Annotated in this window: 15 protein-coding genes and 1 pseudogene; 9 read left to right on the forward strand and 7 right to left on the reverse strand. The window is 66.4% G+C overall.

Going from position 1 to position 16841, the window contains the following annotated elements:
- From hemB to HDC29_RS02000, 3 genes are read left to right on the forward strand one after another with little or no spacing between them, the layout of a single operon-like run.
- Window positions 1–999, forward strand: a complete 999-nt coding sequence (gene hemB, locus HDC29_RS01990) for a porphobilinogen synthase (RefSeq protein WP_179493864.1) — start codon at window positions 1–3, stop codon at window positions 997–999.
- A gap of 4 nt (window positions 1000–1003) precedes the next feature.
- On the forward strand, window positions 1004–3256 hold the full coding sequence (locus HDC29_RS01995) for a fused MFS/spermidine synthase (protein WP_373562743.1): 2253 nt from the start codon (window positions 1004–1006) through the stop codon (window positions 3254–3256).
- Entirely contained in the window at window positions 3253–3804 is a 552-nt protein-coding gene (locus tag HDC29_RS02000) for a gamma carbonic anhydrase family protein (protein ID WP_179493866.1), read from the forward strand. The genes HDC29_RS01995 and HDC29_RS02000 overlap by 4 nt, the downstream gene beginning before the upstream one ends.
- A 150-nt stretch (window positions 3805–3954) precedes the next feature.
- Here the strand turns inward: HDC29_RS02000 and HDC29_RS02005 are convergent, their stop codons facing one another.
- The 6 genes from HDC29_RS02005 to HDC29_RS02030 form a co-directional block, all read right to left on the reverse strand.
- Window positions 3955–4527, reverse strand: coding sequence for a urate hydroxylase PuuD (locus HDC29_RS02005; RefSeq protein WP_179493868.1), 573 nt, complete (start codon window positions 4525–4527; stop codon window positions 3955–3957).
- 81 nt (window positions 4528–4608) lie between these two features.
- Complete coding sequence (locus HDC29_RS02010; RefSeq protein WP_179493870.1) at window positions 4609–5298, reverse strand: inner membrane-spanning protein YciB; 690 nt, start codon at window positions 5296–5298, stop codon at window positions 4609–4611.
- Window positions 5295–6221, reverse strand: a complete 927-nt coding sequence (gene ftsY / locus HDC29_RS02015) for a signal recognition particle-docking protein FtsY (RefSeq protein WP_179493872.1) — start codon at window positions 6219–6221, stop codon at window positions 5295–5297. The genes HDC29_RS02010 and ftsY overlap by 4 nt, the downstream gene beginning before the upstream one ends.
- On the reverse strand, window positions 6218–7534 hold the full coding sequence (locus HDC29_RS02020) for a MiaB/RimO family radical SAM methylthiotransferase (RefSeq protein ID WP_179493874.1): 1317 nt from the start codon (window positions 7532–7534) through the stop codon (window positions 6218–6220). The genes ftsY and HDC29_RS02020 overlap by 4 nt, the downstream gene beginning before the upstream one ends.
- Window positions 7531–8337 carry a diaminopimelate epimerase gene (dapF, locus tag HDC29_RS02025; protein ID WP_179493876.1) on the reverse strand — a complete coding sequence of 269 codons (807 nt, stop codon included), beginning with the start codon at window positions 8335–8337 and terminating at the stop codon, window positions 7531–7533. Before dapF ends, HDC29_RS02020 begins: the two co-directional genes overlap by 4 nt.
- A gap of 232 nt (window positions 8338–8569) precedes the next feature.
- Entirely contained in the window at window positions 8570–10213 is a 1644-nt protein-coding gene (locus tag HDC29_RS02030) for a bifunctional diguanylate cyclase/phosphodiesterase (protein ID WP_179493878.1), read from the reverse strand.
- Between the two features lie 270 nt (window positions 10214–10483).
- Between HDC29_RS02030 and ffh the strand changes: the two genes are divergently transcribed.
- The 4 genes and pseudogenes from ffh (at window position 10484) to HDC29_RS02050 (ending at window position 14794) form a co-directional block, all read left to right on the forward strand.
- Entirely contained in the window at window positions 10484–11941 is a 1458-nt protein-coding gene (gene ffh, locus HDC29_RS02035; protein WP_179493880.1) for a signal recognition particle protein, read from the forward strand.
- Between the two features lie 41 nt (window positions 11942–11982).
- Window positions 11983–12444, forward strand: a pseudogene (gene rpsP, locus HDC29_RS02040) (30S ribosomal protein S16); the annotation flags it as partial.
- A 213-nt stretch (window positions 12445–12657) separates the two neighbouring features.
- Window positions 12658–13167: a ribosome maturation factor RimM gene (rimM, locus tag HDC29_RS02045; protein ID WP_179493884.1), complete on the forward strand. Its 510-nt coding sequence runs from the start codon at window positions 12658–12660 to the stop codon at window positions 13165–13167.
- Between the two features lie 109 nt (window positions 13168–13276).
- Window positions 13277–14794, forward strand: a complete 1518-nt coding sequence (locus HDC29_RS02050; protein ID WP_179493886.1) for a serine hydrolase — start codon at window positions 13277–13279, stop codon at window positions 14792–14794.
- Between the two features lie 89 nt (window positions 14795–14883).
- On the opposite strand, the gene HDC29_RS02055 is transcribed toward HDC29_RS02050, so the two are convergent.
- Window positions 14884–15084, reverse strand: coding sequence for a hypothetical protein (locus HDC29_RS02055; protein WP_179493888.1), 201 nt, complete (start codon window positions 15082–15084; stop codon window positions 14884–14886).
- Window positions 15085–15183: 99 nt separating this feature from the next.
- On the opposite strand from HDC29_RS02055, the gene HDC29_RS02060 reads away from it, so the two are divergent.
- Window positions 15184–16104: a LysR substrate-binding domain-containing protein gene (locus tag HDC29_RS02060; protein ID WP_179493889.1), complete on the forward strand. Its 921-nt coding sequence runs from the start codon at window positions 15184–15186 to the stop codon at window positions 16102–16104.
- Window positions 16101–16838, forward strand: a complete 738-nt coding sequence (gene trmD / locus HDC29_RS02065; RefSeq protein ID WP_179493892.1) for a tRNA (guanosine(37)-N1)-methyltransferase TrmD — start codon at window positions 16101–16103, stop codon at window positions 16836–16838. Before HDC29_RS02060 ends, trmD begins: the two co-directional genes overlap by 4 nt.
- The last annotated feature ends 3 nt before the right edge of the window (window positions 16839–16841 follow it).

Below are 16841 nucleotides of genomic sequence, written 5' to 3' on the forward strand. Positions count from 1 at the left end.
ATGACCCACGCCGCTTTCCCCGACCTGCGCCTGCGCCGCGCCCGCCGCACCGGCTGGAGCCGCGCGATGGTGCGCGAAACGCATCTTTCGCCCGCGAACCTCATCTGGCCGCTCTTCGTCTGCGACGGCACGGGCGCCGAGGAGCCGATCGCGAGCCTGCCGGGCGTGTCGCGCTGGTCGGTCGACCTGCTCGTCGAGCGCGCGCGGGACGCGGTCGCGGCGGGCATCCCGTGCCTCGCGCTCTTTCCCTATACGCAGGCCGACCGGCGCAGCGAGGATGGCGGCGAGGCGCTCAATCCCGACAACCTCATGTGCCGCGCCACCGCCGCGATCAAGCAGGCGCTTGGCGACGATATCGGCATCCTCACCGACGTCGCGCTCGATCCTTATACCAGCCACGGGCAGGACGGGCTGATCGATGCGAGCGGCTATGTCCTCAACGACGAGACGGTCGGGATACTCGTCGGGCAGGCGCTCAACCAGGCGCGCGCGGGCGCCGACATCATCGCGCCCAGCGATATGATGGACGGCCGCATCGGCGCGATCCGGCAGGCGCTGGAGGCCGAGGGCTTCGGTCATGTCCAGATCATGAGCTACGCCGCCAAATATGCGTCGGCCTTCTATGGCCCGTTCCGCGACGCCGTGGGCTCGCGCGGGCTGCTCAAGGGCGACAAGAAAACATATCAGATGGACCCGGCCAACAGCGAAGAAGCCTTGCGCGAAGTCGCACAGGACCTCGCCGAGGGTGCCGACAGCGTGATGGTGAAACCGGGGCTGCCCTATCTCGACATCGTGCGTGCGGTGAAGGACAATTTCGCGGTACCCGTCTACGCCTATCAGGTGTCGGGCGAATATGCGATGATCGAGGCCGCGGCCGCCGCCGGTGCGGGCGACCGCGACGCACTCGTCCTCGAAACCCTGCTTGCCTTCCGCCGCGCGGGTGCGTCGGGCGTGCTCAGCTATCATGCGCTCCATGCGGCGCGGCTGCTGGGCGCATGATCGCGTGATCCGTTCGTCTTCGCCGCGCCGCTGGCTGTTCGTGCTGACGATCCTCGTCGGCAGCTTCCTGCTCTTCCTCGTGCAGCCGATGGTCGCGCGGATGGTACTGCCCAAATTGGGCGGGGCGCCCGCGGTGTGGAACAGCGCGATGCTCGTCTATCAGGCGCTGCTGCTGGGCGGCTATGCCTATGCGCATTGGCTCGGGCGGTTCACCGTGCGGCGGCAGGCGATCATCCACCTTGCGCTCTTCCTTGTCGCGGCGTTGTGGCTCCCGATCGGCATCGCGCAGATCGCACCGCCGGGGCCGGGGCAGGAGGCGCTGTGGGTGCCGCTGCTCCTGCTCGCCTCGATCGGCCCCGTCTTCTTCGTCGTGTCGGCGCAGGCGCCGCTGATGCAGCGCTGGTTCGCCGCCGATCCCCGTGCGGGCGATCCCTATTATCTCTATGCCGCGTCGAACCTCGGCAGCTTCGCGGGCCTCATCAGCTATCCCGCGTTCGTCGAACCGACGATGCCGCTCGCCGCGCAAAGCTGGGGATGGACGGCGGGCTATGCGCTGCTCGTGCTGCTCGTCGCGGGCGCGGCGGCGGCGCGACGGCATGGCAGCGCCGAAGCCCATGCGGCGGTCACCGACGAGCCGCGTCCGACGCTGCGGCGCCAGCTCCACTGGCTGTTGATCGCGGCCGTCCCGTCGGGGCTGATGCTGTCGACGACGACGCACCTCACCACCGATATCGTCGCGATGCCCCTGCTCTGGGTGCTGCCGCTCGGCCTCTACCTCCTGAGCTTCGTCATCGCCTTCTCGACCTTCACGCGGCTGACGCAGATCATCACGCTGCTTGCGCCGGTCGTGCTGCTCGCGGTCGGCGGGCTCGGGCTGCTGAGTTCGGGGGGCGGGTCGATGATGGTCGCGCTGGCCAGCCTCGCGATGCTCTTCATCGTCGCGGTCGCGCTCCACGGTTATCTCTATCATCTCCGTCCGGCGGCGCAGCATCTGACACTCTTTTACCTGATCATGTCGGCGGGCGGCGTGCTCGGCGGGCTGTTCGCCGCCCTGTTCGCGCCGCTGATCTTCGACTGGGTTTATGAACATCCGCTGCTGATTCTCGCCGCCGCGATGCTGATCCCGCTCCCCGCGCTCTTCCCGTGGGACAAATGGCTGGGACTGCAGGCGAAGACCGCGCGCGCCGTCGCGGTGCTGCTCGTCGCGATCGCCGCTTTCGGCGCCTGGCATATGGTGGGTGACTGGACCGGCCGGCTCGACGAGGCGGTGACCGCTTGGGGCGTCGCCATCTTCGTGATCGGCATGCTCGTGATCGGCTGGCGCTGGGCCTTCGTGCCGGTGCTCGCGCTGCTGATGATCGGCGTCGGCGGCTGGGACACGATCCAGGAAAGCTTCACCGGCGCGCGCGTCCGCAGCTATTTCGGCGTCTATACCGTCACCGATTATCCCCAGTCGAACCAGCGGCGCCTCGCGCACGGGACGACGCTCCACGGCCTCCAGCGCACCGACGCCGCGCATCGGCGCGACCCGACGACCTATTATGGACCTCAATCGGGGGTCGGGTTGACGCTGAACAAGGCCGAAGCGCTCGCGGGACCGAACGCGTCGATCGGCATTGTCGGGCTCGGCGCCGGGACGCTCGCTTGCTATCGCAGGCCCGGCCAGCATTGGACGATTTTCGAGATCGACCCGGTGATGGTCGATATCGCGCGCGATCCGTCGAAATTCACCTTCCTGTCCGATTGCGCGGGCGACACGCCGATCGTCATCGGCGATGCGCGGCTTCAGCTGGCCAACCAGCCCGCGGGCCGCTTCGACGTGATCGTCATCGACGCATTCTCGTCCGACGCGATCCCGCTGCACCTGCTGACCAGGGAAGCGATCGGCATCTATGCGCGGGCGATGAAGCCCGACGGCATATTGCTCATCCACATCTCGAACCGCTTCTTCGGGCTCGAACCGGTGCTCGCGGCGGAGGCGAAGGCGCGCGGCTGGACCGCGGCGATCCGCATGGACCCCGGCCCGATCGGCGACGAATATGGCGATCTCACCGGATCGAACTGGGTCGCGCTGACCGCGACGCCCGAACGGATGGGGCAATTGACCGGCGGCATCCGCCCGCGCAAGGATAGCTATGAGGACGGCGCCTGGGTGCCGCTCGAGGCGCGCGCGCATTTCGATCGCTGGACCGACGATTATGCCTCGACGCTGCCGGTCCTGATCTGGAAGAATATCATCGGAGGCCGCGACGAATGAACGACGTCAGCATTATCAGCGTCAATGGAAAGACGCCGCAGATCGACCCCAGCGCCTTTATCGCGCCCGGATGCCGGATCATCGGCGACGTGACCATCGGCCCCGACGTCAGCATCTGGTATAATTGCGTGCTGCGCGCCGACGTCAGCCACATCGTCGTCGGCGCGCGATCGAACATCCAGGACGGCAGCATCGTCCATTGCGACGGCCCGATGCCGCACCGGCCGGAAGGCTTTCCGACGATCATCGGCGAGGATGTGCTGATCGGCCATATGGCGATGGTGCACGGCTGCACGCTGGCGGACCGGGCTTTCGTCGGATTGAAGGCGACCGTGATGAACGGGTGCCGGATCGGCAGCGACGCGATGCTCGCCGCGGGTGCGCTGCTGACCGAGAATAAGGAAATTCCGGATCGCGAACTCTGGGCCGGCGCCCCGGCGCGCCGCGTGCGCGAGATCGACGATGCGCAGGCGGCGGGCATGCAGATGGGCGTCGCGCATTATGTGATGAATGGCCGCATGCACAAGGCGGCTATCGAAAAAGGCTAAACCAAAACCCGTTCGCATCGAGCGAAGTCGAGATGCCGCTCGGGGCCAGGGTCAGGTCGATGAGTGTCTCAACTTCGCTCGACACGAACGGAAACGATAAAGGCGCTCCGGTTTCCCGAAGCGCCTCTATCGATTTGCCGTTGCGGCGACTTAGCTGAAGTTCACCATTGCATAGAGCATCGGGATCGACAGCAAGGTGTTGGTCCGCGAAAATATCATCGCGGTCCGCGCGGCTTTGGCTTTCGTCGCATCGTCGGCCTCGACGATGCCCAGCGCCTTCTTCTGGTTCGGCCAGATCAGGAACCAGACGTTGAACGCCATGATCAGCCCCAGCCACATGCCGACGCCGATCAGCTTGTAGGGATCCTGAAGACCGAGCGCGGGCGCGAGATATTTGGCGTGGCCGGCGATCGCGAGCCCCAGCAGCACGGTGGCCAGTGCCGCCCAGCGGAACCAGAACAGCGCGGCGGGTGCGATATGCTTGCCGACCGCGGGCTTCAATTCGGCCGGGATCTTCGGCATCGTCGGCATCTGGACGAAGTTGAAATAATAGAGCAGGCCGATCCACAGCACGCCGAAGAAGGTGTGCAGCCAGCGCATGACCGCGTTGGCCGCGGCGACCCCGTCCTCGAAATTCTGGCCGTTGAGGCAGAGCATCAGGACGATCGCGAGCACGAGACCGGTGCCCAGTACGGCGTGCAGATTTCCGAAAAATTTGTCCATGGCAGTTCCCCCTTTTTATCGCGGCGCCGCGTGCGACCCGGAGCCGGTGACGCAGCTATGCCAGCCGGGGGAGGAAATGCATCAATTTTTGTTGGTCGCGACTTCTTCGGGAACGGCGAGACCGTTCTTCAGCATCACCGGGACCTGGCTGAAGGTGAAGAGGAAGGAGAGGGCGGTGACGCCCCAGACCTTGATCGTCAGCCACAGGTCGAAGCTCATCTGCTTCGCCTGGATCATCTCGTACATCACGTGGTTGGCGATGCCGAGCGCCGCAAAGAACAGACCCCAGTTGCGCGACAAGAGCAGCCAGCCGCGGTCGGTGAGCCCTTCGAGCGCCGATTGGAGCAGATATTTGAGCATCGGCCGTTTGAACCACCAGCCGCCGAGCAACAACACCGCAAAGGTGCCATAGATGATCGTCGGCTTCATCACGATGAAGCGCTCATCGTGGAACCAGATGGTGAGCGCGCCGAAGCCGAGGACGAGGATGCTCGACATCCACAGCATCGGCGAAATCCTGCCGAGCTTCCATTTCGACACCGCCATCGCGATGATGATCGCGACCATGAAGGCGATCGTGCCCTTGATCGCGGCGGTGGTCGCGGCGAACGCGCCTTCGCCTCCGGAAGCGAATTTATAGGCGAGGAAGAAGACGAGCAAAGGCCCGAAATCGATCACGAAGTTGAGCCAGCCATGCTTCGCTGGCGGCGGCGGCGGGACCGTTTCAGGACCGCCTGGAAGCTGGTCGATCTGGTCGAGCTGATCGCTCATCGGATATTTCCTGCAATGATGCCCGCAATCTCGTCGGCATCGAACGGGCGAAGGTCGTCGATGGTTTCGCCGATGCCGATCGCGTGGATCGGAAGCCCGTGGCGCTCGGCCGCGGACACGAGCACGCCGCCGCGCGCGGTGCCGTCGAGCTTGGTCATGACAAGGCCTGTCACGCCCGCGACCTCGCGGAACACGTCGATCTGCGCCAGCGCATTCTGCCCCGTCGTCGCGTCGAGCACGAGCACGACATCGTGCGGCGCGGCGGGATTGAGGCGGCCGAGCACGCGCTTGATCTTGGCAAGCTCGTCCATCAGCTCGCGCTTGTTCTGAAGGCGGCCGGCGGTGTCGACGATCAGCACGTCGATCCCCGTCGCGGTCGCCTGTTTCACCGCATCGAACACGATGCCCGCGCTGTCGCCGCCTTCGGGGCCCGCCATGATCGGCACGCCGAGCCGTTCGGCCCAGACCTTGAGCTGCCCGATCGCGGCGGCGCGGAAGGTGTCGCCCGCGACGAGCATCACGCCATAATCCTGTTCCTGGAACAGGTGCGCGAGCTTGGCGATCGTCGTGGTCTTGCCCGACCCGTTGACCCCGATCACCAGGATGACCTGCGGTCGCGGAAAGGCGTCGATGTCGAGCGGTTCGGCGACGGGGCGCAGCACCGTGGCGATTTCGTCGGCGACGATCTTCCTCAGCTCCTCGACTCCACCTGCCACCGCATCGCGGCGGGCGGCGAGTCGGTCGCGGATGCGCGCGGCCGTCGCGGGGCCGAGGTCGGCGGTGATCAGCGCTTCCTCGATCCGGTCGAGATCCTCCTCATCCAGCCGCGCCTTGCCGGTCAGCCCCGCGAGATTTTCGCCGAGCCGTTCAGAGGTGCGGCGAAAGCCGCCGAGCAGCCGTTCGCTCCAGCTTTGGCCTGTCATGCCGCGATATCCTTTGCTTCGATTGGTGTGGCGATCATGCGGTCGCCGTCGCGCGCCATCAAGCGCACGTCGATGAGGGTGCCCGGCGCCGCCGGTGCGGCCAGCGCCAGCGACGCGAAGTTTTCGGCGTGGCCCGTCGCCCCGTCGCGCTCGACGAGCATCGATGCGGTGCCGCCAATCTGCGTATCGAGCCAGTCCTGCCGCCGCCGCGCATTGGCCTCGCGCAGGATTGCGGCACGCTCGCGCGCCAACGCGCGCCCGACCTGCGGCATCCGCGCGGCGGGCGTCCCGGCGCGGGGGCTGTAGGGAAAGATATGGCCGAAGACGATGTCGCAATCGTCGATCAGCGCCAGCGAGTTCGCGAACATCGCCTCATCCTCGGTGGGGAAGCCAGCGATCAGGTCGGCGCCGATGGCGATGTCGGGGCGTGCGGCCTTCAATCGCTCGATCAGTGCGACGGCGTCGGCGCGGCGGTGGCGGCGCTTCATCCGTGTCAGCACCATATCGTCGCCCGCCTGCAGCGACAGGTGGACGTGCGGCATCACGCGCGGCTCCTCTGTTAGCAGCGCGAACAGTGCGTCGTCGATGCGATGGGGGTCGAGCGACGAGAGGCGGAGGCGTTCGACCGGCAGCGCCAGCAAGGCCTCGACCAGCGCGGCGAGCGTCGTGCCGCTGTCGTCGCCATAGCTCGCCAGATCCACCCCGGTCAGGATGATCTCGCGCTGCCCGCGTGTCAGCGCGGTTTGTGCGGATGCAACCGCCGCATCGACGCTCGCCGACCGTGCGGTGCCGCGTGCCAGCACCGTCGCGCAGAAGGTGCAGCTGTGCGAGCAGCCGGTCTGGACGCCGAGAAACGCACGGGCGTGGCCGGCTCCCGAGAGGGCTGGGGTATAGGAAAGTCCCGTGTCCCCGCGAAGGCGGGGACCCATCTCCTGCGGGCTCGAAATGGCACGGGCGGGAGATGGCCCCCCGCCTTCGCGGGGGAACCGGGAAGAGGATGAACGATAACTCTCGGTCAGCCCCTTGGCATCGTTGCGCACTACCCGCGCGCCCATTTCGGCAAAAGTCTCGGCTTCCAGTTCCGCCGCGCACCCGGTCACCACGACCTCGGCGCCCCGACGCTCGCGCAGCGCGCGGCGTACCGCCTGCCGCGCCTGCCGCACTGCCTCGTCGGTCACCGCGCAGCTGTTGAAGACGATCGTGCCCTGCGCACCCGCGGCCTTGATGGCCGACCGAATGGCCTCGCCCTCGGCGATGTTCAGCCGGCAACCGAAATTGACGACCTCCTGCCGGTCGACGAGGAAAGCGCTCATCCGAACTGCGCCCAGTCGGTCTCGCCCTCATAGACGCGCGTCGCGGCGCCGCTCATCACGATCGGCGCGCCCGGCGCCCAGCGGATCACGAGGTCGCCGCCGGGCAGCGATACCGTCACCGGCGACTGGACCAGCCCCGCTCGGATCGCCGCGACCGCGGTCGCGCACGCGCCGGTCCCACAGGCCTGCGTCAGCCCGACGCCGCGTTCCCACACGCGCAGCTGCAACTGATTCTCGCCGTCGAGGCTCGCGACATTGACGTTGACGCGCTCGGGAAACAGCGGGTCGGTCTCGATCCGCGGGCCCAATTCGTCCAGCGCGACGGCGTCCGCTTCGGGCACGAAAAAGACGATATGCGGATTGCCGACATTGACCGCGGCGCCATGCTCCAGTTCGTCCCACGCGACGGGCATGTCGCGCGTGTCCATCGGCATCGCGAGCGGGATATGCTCCCAGTCGAACACGGGCTCGCCCAGCGTGACTTCGGCGCCGCCATCGGCCGGGGTGACGCGCAGCATGCCGCCCAGCGTCTCGATCACCGCGGGCTTGCCGATCAGTGTCGCGACACAGCGCGTCGCATTGCCGCACGCCTCGACCTCGCCGCCATCGGCGTTGAAGATGCGCATCTTTACGTCGGCGCTCGCCGACGGTTCGAGCAGGATCAGCTGGTCGCACCCGATGCCGTGGCGGCGATCGGCGATCGCGTGCGCGCGCGCCGGCGTCATTTCGACGGGCTGCGCGCGCGCGTCGATCACGACAAAGTCGTTGCCCAGGCCGTGCATCTTGGTGAAGCGGTCTGCCATAGTCCGCGCATGTAAGGGCGCGCGGCCGCGAAGTCTAGCGAGCCATATGGGCCTTCCCCCTGATGGAGGAAGGATATGCAGCCTTATCGCGAAGCGATTGGGCGGAGCTGGATGGGGGTGACGGCGCGTCCGCGCGCCGCCGCTTCAGGACGAGGGCGCACCCCCATCGCTGCGACCAAGCCAGCAAGCTGGCAAGTCTCGCTGCTTCCCCCATCGAGGGGAAGGAAGAGGGTTACGCCGACTTGCGCAGCGGTTCGGCGTCGCTGGTGTCGGAGCGCGTGTCCGGCCCCAGGGGCGGCACCATCGGCGCGCGGAGCAGGCCGCGGTCGGCCAGCAGCCGTTCGGTGTCGGCCGCCGAAGAGGCGCGGCCGAAATACCAGCCTTGGCCTTTCGAGCAACCGAGCCGCGTCAGTTCGATCGCGGTCGCCTCATCCTCGACGCCTTCGGCGGTGATCGGCATCGCCAGGCTCTCGCCCAGCCGCACGATCGCGACGACGATGGCTTGGGCATCGGGGCTGCCACGCATCGCGGCGATGAAGCTGCGGTCTATCTTGATCCGGTCGAAGGGCAGCGCGCGGAGGTGCGACAGCGAGCTGTAGCCGGTGCCGAAATCGTCGAGGCTGAGCGATACGCCCTGATTCTTGAGGCTGGTGACGATCGAACGCACCAGCGGCAGATTCTCGAACAGCGAGCTTTCGGTGATCTCGACCTCGAGCTGCGCGGCCGGGAAGCCCGTTTCGACGAGCAGCTTGGTCAGCTTCTGGCTGAACCACGGATCCTTCAGCTGCTGCGGCGAGATATTGACCGCAAGCATGAGCGACGGGTCCCAGCGCTTGGCGATCTCCATCGCTTCGCGGATCACCTTCAACGACAATTCGCCGATCAGGCCGCTTTCCTCGGCCACGGGGATGAAGCGTTCGGGCGGGATCATGCCATATTCGGGCGATTCCCAGCGCATCAGCATCTCGAAGCCGATCAGCCGCCCGCTGGCGATATCGACCTGCGGCTCGAAATGCGGGACGAACTCGCCGCGCGGCATGCCGTCGCGAATGCCCGTTTCGATCTGGTTGCGAACCTGCACCGCCATCTCCATGCCGGTCTCGAACCAGCAAAAGCGGTTCCGGCCCTCGTCCTTGCAATGATACATGGCGATGTCGGCCTGGCGGACCATCGTTTCCATCGTCATGCTCGCCTCATGGGCGAGCGATATGCCGAGCGACGCCCCGACCCGGATCTGCTGCGCGTCATGCGCGACAACATTGTCGAGCGCCATGACGAGTTCGGCGGCCAGCGCATCGATATCGGCGCGTGCCGAGGGTTCGAAGGCGAGCATCGCGACGAATTCGTCGCCGCCGAGCCGCGCCTTGGTCGCATTGGGCGGCAAGACGGCGGAGATGCGTTCGGCGGCGACCTGCAATACGCGATCGCCCGCAGCGTGACCGTGAATGTCGTTGACCGTCTTGAAATGATCGAGATCGAGCAGGAACAGCGCCACATGGCGCTTTTCGGCGATCGCGCTTGCGATCTGCCGCTGTCCCGTCGCGAGCAGCGCGCGGCGGTTGAGGAAGCCGGTCAGCGGATCGGTGTCGGCAAGGTAGCGCGCGCGCTGTTCGGCTTCGGTGCGTTCGATGATTTCGCGGTTGAGATCCTTGTAGCGGCGCCAGCCGAACAGGATCAGCGCGATGTTGAGCACGAGCGCCGTGGCGAGCGCGCGATCGGGCCCGCCGCCGATGCCGATCAGCGCGCGAACCGCCGCCTGCATCACGGTGCTGCCCGTGCCAACGAAGAGCAGGATCGCTGCGACGACGATGCCGCCGGCGATGATGTCGCGTTTGGCGCCCTCACTGCGGTCGAATTGCTTCGGCGTCGATGTCATATGAATTTGTCCCACCCTTGCGGGCTTTATGGAGCGAAGCGGTGAAATTTGGGTTAAGTGTGCCACCGCCGTGTCGTTCGCGCGCGTATGGCGGCCGCGGCTTGCCTTCGACGCCGCTTTTGCGTAAAGGCCGCCGCGTCCGCGCGCATTTTGCGTTCGGGCAGACACGACATCCGCGACGGAAACACTGTCCACGGATACCGCTGGTTGGCGAGGTTTCGCTCACCGGCGTGTTTTGCATTGCGGGCGTCGTAGGCAAGGATTTTGGCTGTGTTCGATAGTTTGAGCAATCGGCTTGGCGATGTTTTCGGGAAGCTCCGCGGTCGCGGTGCGCTGACCGAGGCCGACGTGCGCGCCGCGATGCGCGAAGTGCGAATCGCCTTGCTCGAAGCCGACGTCGCCCTGCCCGTCGTGCGCAGCTTTATCGATCAGGTCACGGACCTCGCGATCGGCGCCAATGTCCTGCGTTCGGTCACCCCGGGGCAACAGGTCGTCAAGATCGTCAGCGATGCGCTGACCGAAATGCTCGGCTCCGAAACCGCCGAACTCGACCTTGCCGTCACCCCGCCCGCGGTGATCATGATGGTCGGCCTGCAGGGCTCGGGCAAGACGACGACGACCGCGAAGATCGCGAAGCGGCTCAAGGAAAAAGAGCGCAAGAAGGTGCTGATGGCGTCGCTCGACGTCAATCGCCCCGCCGCGCAGGAACAGCTCGCCGTCCTCGGCACCCAGATCGACGTCGCGACCCTCCCGATCGTCGCCGGCCAGCAGCCGGTCGAGATCGCGCAGCGCGCGCTGCAGGCCGCGAAGCTCCAGGGCTATGACGTGCTGATGCTCGACACCGCGGGCCGCCTCCACGTCGACCAGCAGCTGATGGACGAGATGCAGGCGGTGTCGCGCACCGCCAATCCCGCCGAAACCCTGCTCGTCGTCGACAGCCTGACCGGTCAGGACGCGGTGCAGGTCGCGCAGCGCTTCACCGATCAGGTGCCGCTCACCGGCGTCGTCCTCACCCGCATGGACGGTGACGCGCGCGGTGGTGCCGCGCTCTCGATGCGCGCGGTCACCGGCAAGCCGATCAAGTTCGCGGGCACGGGCGAGAAACTCGACGGGCTCGAGCTGTTCCAGCCGTCGCGTATCGCGGGCCGCATCCTCGGCATGGGCGACGTCGTCAGCCTTGTCGAGCGCGCCGCCGAAACGATCCAGGCCGAAGAGGCCGAGGCGATGGCGGCGAAGATGGCCAAGGGCCAGTTCGACCTCAACGATCTTCGCACGCAGCTCAACCAGATGCGCCGCATGGGCGGCCTCGGTGCGCTCGCGGGGATGATCCCGGGCCTCAAAAAGGCGCAGGTCGCCGCGGCGCAGAGCGGCGCCGACGACAAGACGCTCGTTCATTTCGACGCGATCATGGGGTCGATGACCCCCAAGGAGCGCGCGAAGCCCGAAATTCTGACCGCGAAACGCAAGATCCGCATCGCCAACGGATCGGGCACCACGGTGCAGCAGGTCAACAAGGTGCTGAAAATGCACCAGGAAATGTCCAGCGCGATGAAGAAGATCCGCAAGATGGGCGGGCTCAAGGGCCTTGGCGCGCTGTTCGGCAAGGGCGGCGGCATCCCCGGAATGGGCGGAATGGGCGGAATGGGCGGCGGTGGTGGCCTCCCCGGTCTCAGTGGAGGCGGGTCGATCCCGCCCGAGCTCGCTAATTTGATGAATAAAAAGAAATAATCTGACCCGACTTTAAACGTTAAACTCTGAAGGAAAATATCATGGCTACCTCCATACGCCTCGCTCGCGGCGGTTCTAAAAAGCGTCCTTATTACAAGATCGTCGTTGCCGATTCGCGCAGCCCGCGCGACGGCCGCTTCATCGAGCGTATCGGCAGCTACAACCCGCTGCTCGCCAAGGACAGCCCCGAGCGCGTGAAGCTCGACACCGAGCGCGCGAAGCACTGGCTCTCGGTCGGCGCGCAGCCGAGCGACCGCGTCGCCCGCTTCCTCGATGCCGCGGGCATCAAGGAACGCGCCGCGCGCAACAACCCGAACAAGGCGGTCCCGGGCGAAAAGGCCAAGGAACGCGCCGAGGAGAAGGCCGCGAAGCTGGCTGAAGCCGAAGAAGCCGCAGCCGCTGCTGCCGCCGCTCCGGCGCCGGAACCCGAAGCTGCTGAAGAAGCGGCTCCGGCTGAAGAAGCTGCCGCTGAAGACGTCGTGGCCGAAGAAGCCGCTGCTCCTGCCGCCGCTGAATCGGACGCAACCGGTTCGGTGAAGAGCGAAGACACCGCCGAAGCGGTTGCCGAAGCCGTCGCCGACGAAACCCCGGCCGATGCGACCGCCGAAGACGCGACCGCGATCGCCGAGGAAGTCGCCGAAGGCGGCCCGGTGGCTCCCGACGCCGAAGACGCGCCTGCTGAAGAAGCTGGCGAAGAAAAGGCCGAAGGCTAAGCCTTGGCCGACGCGAATCGCCCCGTCACCCTCGCCGCCATCGCCGGCGCGCATGGGGTGCGGGGCGAGGTGCGTCTCAAATTGTTCGGCGAAGGCGCGGAGGCTCTCCGCGCCTTTTCCGTTTTTGAGGCAGGGGGGCGCAAGCTGACCCTGAAGTCGGTGCGCCCCGCCAATCAGGGCGCGGTCGCGACCTTTGCCGAGGTTACCGACCGCAGCGGCGCCGAGGCGCTGCGCGGCACCTTGCTCACCGTCCCGCGCTCGGCACTGCCGCCCTTGGGCGAGGGCGAATATTATCATCACGACCTGCTCGGGCTGCCGTGCGTGTCGACCGACGGCCAAGCCATCGGCCATGTCGCCGCGGTCGAGAATTTCGGCGCGGGCGACATCCTCGAAATCGAGAAGTCGGCCGAGCCCGGCAAAAAGCCCGTGCGCTTCATGGTGCCGATGACTGCGCAGGCGGTACCGGCGTGGACCGACGACGGCGTCACCGTGAACGCGGCGTTCGTCGAGTAACCGCTCGCCCTAAAAGTCCGTTCGCCCTGAGCTTGTCGAAGGGCCGCTCTTCCTTTCTATGTCGGGGAAGGACTGTGCTTCGACAAGCTCAGCACGAACGGAGGTTTGGATGCGCTCAAAAATTGCTATTCTTCTGGCCATCGCGGTAGCGGCGCCGTTCCCGGCCGTCGCACAAGACCCCGCGCCCGAAACTCTCGACCAGCTCGCACCCGAAATCGACGCGCTCTTCGCGAAATATCGGACCGATCAACATATCCCCGGTATGGTCTACGGCGTCGTCAAGGACGGGAAGCTCGCCTATGTGAAGGGCATCGGCGTCCAGAATATCACCGACGAGCGCGCGGTCACCCCCGACAGCCTCTTCCGCATCGCCTCGATGACCAAGGCGTTCACCGCGCTGTCGATCCTCAAGCTGCGCGACGACGGCAAGCTTCGCCTCGACGATCTCGCCGAACAGCATATCCCCGAAATGAAAGGCTGGACCTATCCGACGAAGGACAGCCCGCGCATCCGTATACGTGACCTCCTCCAGCATGTCGGCGGCTTCGTCACCGACGATCCGTGGGGCGACCGGCAGCAGGTCTTGCCGCAGGCCGAATTCACGAAAATGGTCGCCGCGGGCATGCCCTTCAGCCGTGCGCCGCAGTCGGCTCACGAATATTCCAACTTCGGCTATGCGCTACTCGGCCGCGTCGTCGCCAATGCCTCGGGCATGGCCTATGCCGACTATGTCCGTCAGACGATCCTGACCCCGCTCGGCATGACGGCGAGCGGCTTCGACGCGCCGAAAGCGCCCAAAGTGCACTATGCGCTCGGCTATCGCTGGGAAAATGATCGCTGGTCGCCCGAGCCCGAAATGGCCGATGGCGCGTTCAACAGCATGGGCGGGCTGCAGGTCAGCGCCAACGACTATGCCAAATGGGTCGCCTTCCTGCTGTCGGCCTGGCCCGCGCGCGATGACGCGGATACCGGCCCGGTCAAGCGCGCGACGGTGCGCGAAATCGCTCAGGGTCTCAATTTCGTGTCCGTGACCAACCGGATCGGCGCGAGCGGCGCCACCGCGTGCAAGCAGGCGGCCGCCTATGGCATGGGCTGGCGCGTCGCGCAGGACTGCGACCTCGGGCTGACGCTCGCGCACGGCGGCGGCTATCCGGGCTATGGCAGCCATGTGATGCTGATGCCGGATCATGGCGTCGGCGTCTTCGCAATGGCGAACCGCACATATGCCGGACCTTCGGCGCCCGCGTGGGACACGGCGGTCGCGATGGGCAAGGCTGGGTTGCTCGAAACGCGCGCCGTGCCGGTGTCGCCCGCCGTGGCGGAGGCTTATGCGGCGGCAAAAGCCGCTTATGCCGCGGGAAATCTCGGTCCGCTAGAAGGCAAGCTCGCGATGAATTTCCTGATGGACCGCTCGGCCGACAATTGGACGGCCGAACTTGCGGAGCTGAAGGAGGAGGTCGGCGAATGCCCGGCCGACGAGCCGCTCGCGCCGATCGGCGCGATGTCGACCGCCTTTCGGCTCGATTGCGCGAAAGGCAAGCTCGACGGGATCTTGCTGCTCGCGCCGACGACCCCGCCGACGGTTCAGGCGCTGCGCTTTCGCGTCGTGCCGCCCGAAGCGCGATAGTCTGGATCGGACCTTGAACGGGGCGGAGCCTTTGCAAGGGATCGCTCCGCCCCGTTCAGCCCTGGACCTTTGAGAGGGGGCAGGGAATCCTAATGCCCGCGTCGCCGCGAACGCGCGCCGCTGCGGGCGCGACGGGTGAAGAACACGTCCACGCCGGGCGCGTTCGCCGGGCCCATATATTCGCCCAGGCGGCGGAAGGGTTCGGTCAGCCATTTGATGGCACGGGTGATATCTGCGCTGAAACGGTTGTGACCTTCGTTCCAGCCGCGCATGAAATGCTCGTCTTGCATCGTAAGTCTCCTTCGCTGGTGCAGCCCAGATGCGCCTTTCCGCACGCCGCCGCCAACAAAAGGCGTAGACCACTATATAAGCTCTGCTTATAAGGTGGCATGCCCAAGCTGCCTCCCCTTGCCGCGGTACGAACCTTTGAAGCCGCCGGGCGCCTCCAGAATTTCTCGCGCGCCGCCGAAGAGCTCGGGATGACGCAGGCGGCGGTCAGCTATCAGGTCCGTCAATTGGAGGACCGGCTCGGCCGCGCGCTCTTCGTGCGCGAGAAGGGGCGTGTGCGCCTTTCCGAAACGGGCCAGCGGCTGCTCCCCGCGATCTCGGGCGCCTTCGCCGCGATGGGTGACGCCTTCGCCGCGCTCACAAGCGACGAGGCCGATGTGCTGACGATCAACGCGGTGACGAGTTTCGGCGGCACCTGGCTCAGCGCGCGCATCGGCAGCTTCCAGCTCCTCTACCCCGAACTCGCGGTCCGCATGTCGATGAGCAACCAGCTGATCGATTTCGACGCCTCGAACGTCGACGTCGCGATCCGGATCGGGAAGGGGCCGTGGCCGGGACTGCGCAGCGACTTCCTGATGCGCCAGAATGTCGCGCCGCTCGCTTCGCCCGCGTTCATCGAGAAGCATGGCATCAGCGAGCCCGCCGACCTGCTGCGCGTTCAGCGGCTGGCGCCGAACGACAGCTGGTGGGCCGACTGGTTCGCCGCCGCCGGGGTCGCGACCCCGCCGGCGCCCTCGCGCCGGGGGATCGAACTCGACAGCCAGCTTCAGGAAGCGAGCGCGGTGCAGGCGGGTTTCGGCGTCGCGATGTTGACGCCGCTGTTCTGGCACGTCGAACTCGCGAGCGGGCGCATGGTCCAGCCGTTCGACACGCTCCACGTCTCTGACTTCGCCATGTGGCTCGTCCACCGCGACAACCGCGTCGGGGTGCGCAAGATCGAACGCTTCCGCGAATGGCTGCACGCCGAGCTCGCCAAGGATCGCCACCTGCTCCCCGAGGCGCTATGGGAGCCGCTGCCATGACCTTCACCGCCGTCCCCCTGACGCTCTATCCCGACATGTTCCCCGGCCCGCTCGGGCACAGCATGGCGGGGCGCGCGCTGGAAAGCGGGACTTGGGCCTGCGCGCCGGTACAGATCCGCGATTTCGCGACCGACAAGCACCGCACCGTCGACAATACGCCCGCGGGCGGCGGCGCGGGAATGGTGCTCAAGGCCGATGTCCTCGGGGCCGCGATCGACCATGCGGCGGCGGCGCATCCTGACCTGCCGATCCTTGCCATGACGCCCCGCGGCGCGCCGATCACGCAGGCCCGGATACGCGAACTGGCGGCAGGGCCCGGCGCGATCATCCTCTGCGGCCGGTTCGAGGGATTCGACGAGCGGATCTTCGACGCGCGCCCGATCGAGCAAATCTCGATGGGCGATATCATCCTGTCGGGCGGCGAGATGGGCGCGCTCCTGCTGCTCGACGCTTGCATTCGGCTGATTCCCGGCGTAATGGGCGCGGCTTCAAGCGGGGACGACGAATCGTTCGAAAACGGTTTGCTCGAGTATCCGCACTATACCCGACCCGTAGAATGGGAAGGGCGCACGATCCCCGAAGTGCTGCGATCGGGGGATCATGCGAAGATCGCGGCCTGGCGGAAACAACAGGCACAAGATCATACACGGTTACGCAGGCCGGACCTTTGGGAGCGTCATGTCGATGCTCGGGACCGACCTGCCTCTGGCGCGCGGCGAAAAGAAGAGGACTAGAGG

Source organism: Sphingopyxis sp. JAI108, assembly GCF_013410105.1.
Lineage (GTDB): Bacteria > Pseudomonadota > Alphaproteobacteria > Sphingomonadales > Sphingomonadaceae > Sphingopyxis > Sphingopyxis chilensis.

What these genes read in the sequence shown, in the direction of transcription:
- hemB (WP_179493864.1), top strand. Translation starts at nt 1, where the DNA reads ATGACCCACGCCGCTTTCCCCGACCTGCGCCTGCGCCGCGCCCGCCGC.
- HDC29_RS02000 (WP_179493866.1), top strand. Translation starts at nt 3,253, where the DNA reads ATGAACGACGTCAGCATTATCAGCGTCAATGGAAAGACGCCGCAGATC.
- HDC29_RS02005 (WP_179493868.1), bottom strand. Translation starts at nt 4,527, where the DNA reads ATGGACAAATTTTTCGGAAATCTGCACGCCGTACTGGGCACCGGTCTC.
- HDC29_RS02010 (WP_179493870.1), bottom strand. Translation starts at nt 5,298, where the DNA reads ATGAGCGATCAGCTCGACCAGATCGACCAGCTTCCAGGCGGTCCTGAA.
- ftsY (WP_179493872.1), bottom strand. Translation starts at nt 6,221, where the DNA reads ATGACAGGCCAAAGCTGGAGCGAACGGCTGCTCGGCGGCTTTCGCCGC.
- HDC29_RS02020 (WP_179493874.1), bottom strand. Translation starts at nt 7,534, where the DNA reads ATGAGCGCTTTCCTCGTCGACCGGCAGGAGGTCGTCAATTTCGGTTGC.
- dapF (WP_179493876.1), bottom strand. Translation starts at nt 8,337, where the DNA reads ATGGCAGACCGCTTCACCAAGATGCACGGCCTGGGCAACGACTTTGTC.
- HDC29_RS02030 (WP_179493878.1), bottom strand. Translation starts at nt 10,213, where the DNA reads ATGACATCGACGCCGAAGCAATTCGACCGCAGTGAGGGCGCCAAACGC.
- HDC29_RS02050 (WP_179493886.1), top strand. Translation starts at nt 13,277, where the DNA reads ATGCGCTCAAAAATTGCTATTCTTCTGGCCATCGCGGTAGCGGCGCCG.
- HDC29_RS02055 (WP_179493888.1), bottom strand. Translation starts at nt 15,084, where the DNA reads ATGCAAGACGAGCATTTCATGCGCGGCTGGAACGAAGGTCACAACCGT.
- HDC29_RS02060 (WP_179493889.1), top strand. Translation starts at nt 15,184, where the DNA reads ATGCCCAAGCTGCCTCCCCTTGCCGCGGTACGAACCTTTGAAGCCGCC.
- trmD (WP_179493892.1), top strand. Translation starts at nt 16,101, where the DNA reads ATGACCTTCACCGCCGTCCCCCTGACGCTCTATCCCGACATGTTCCCC.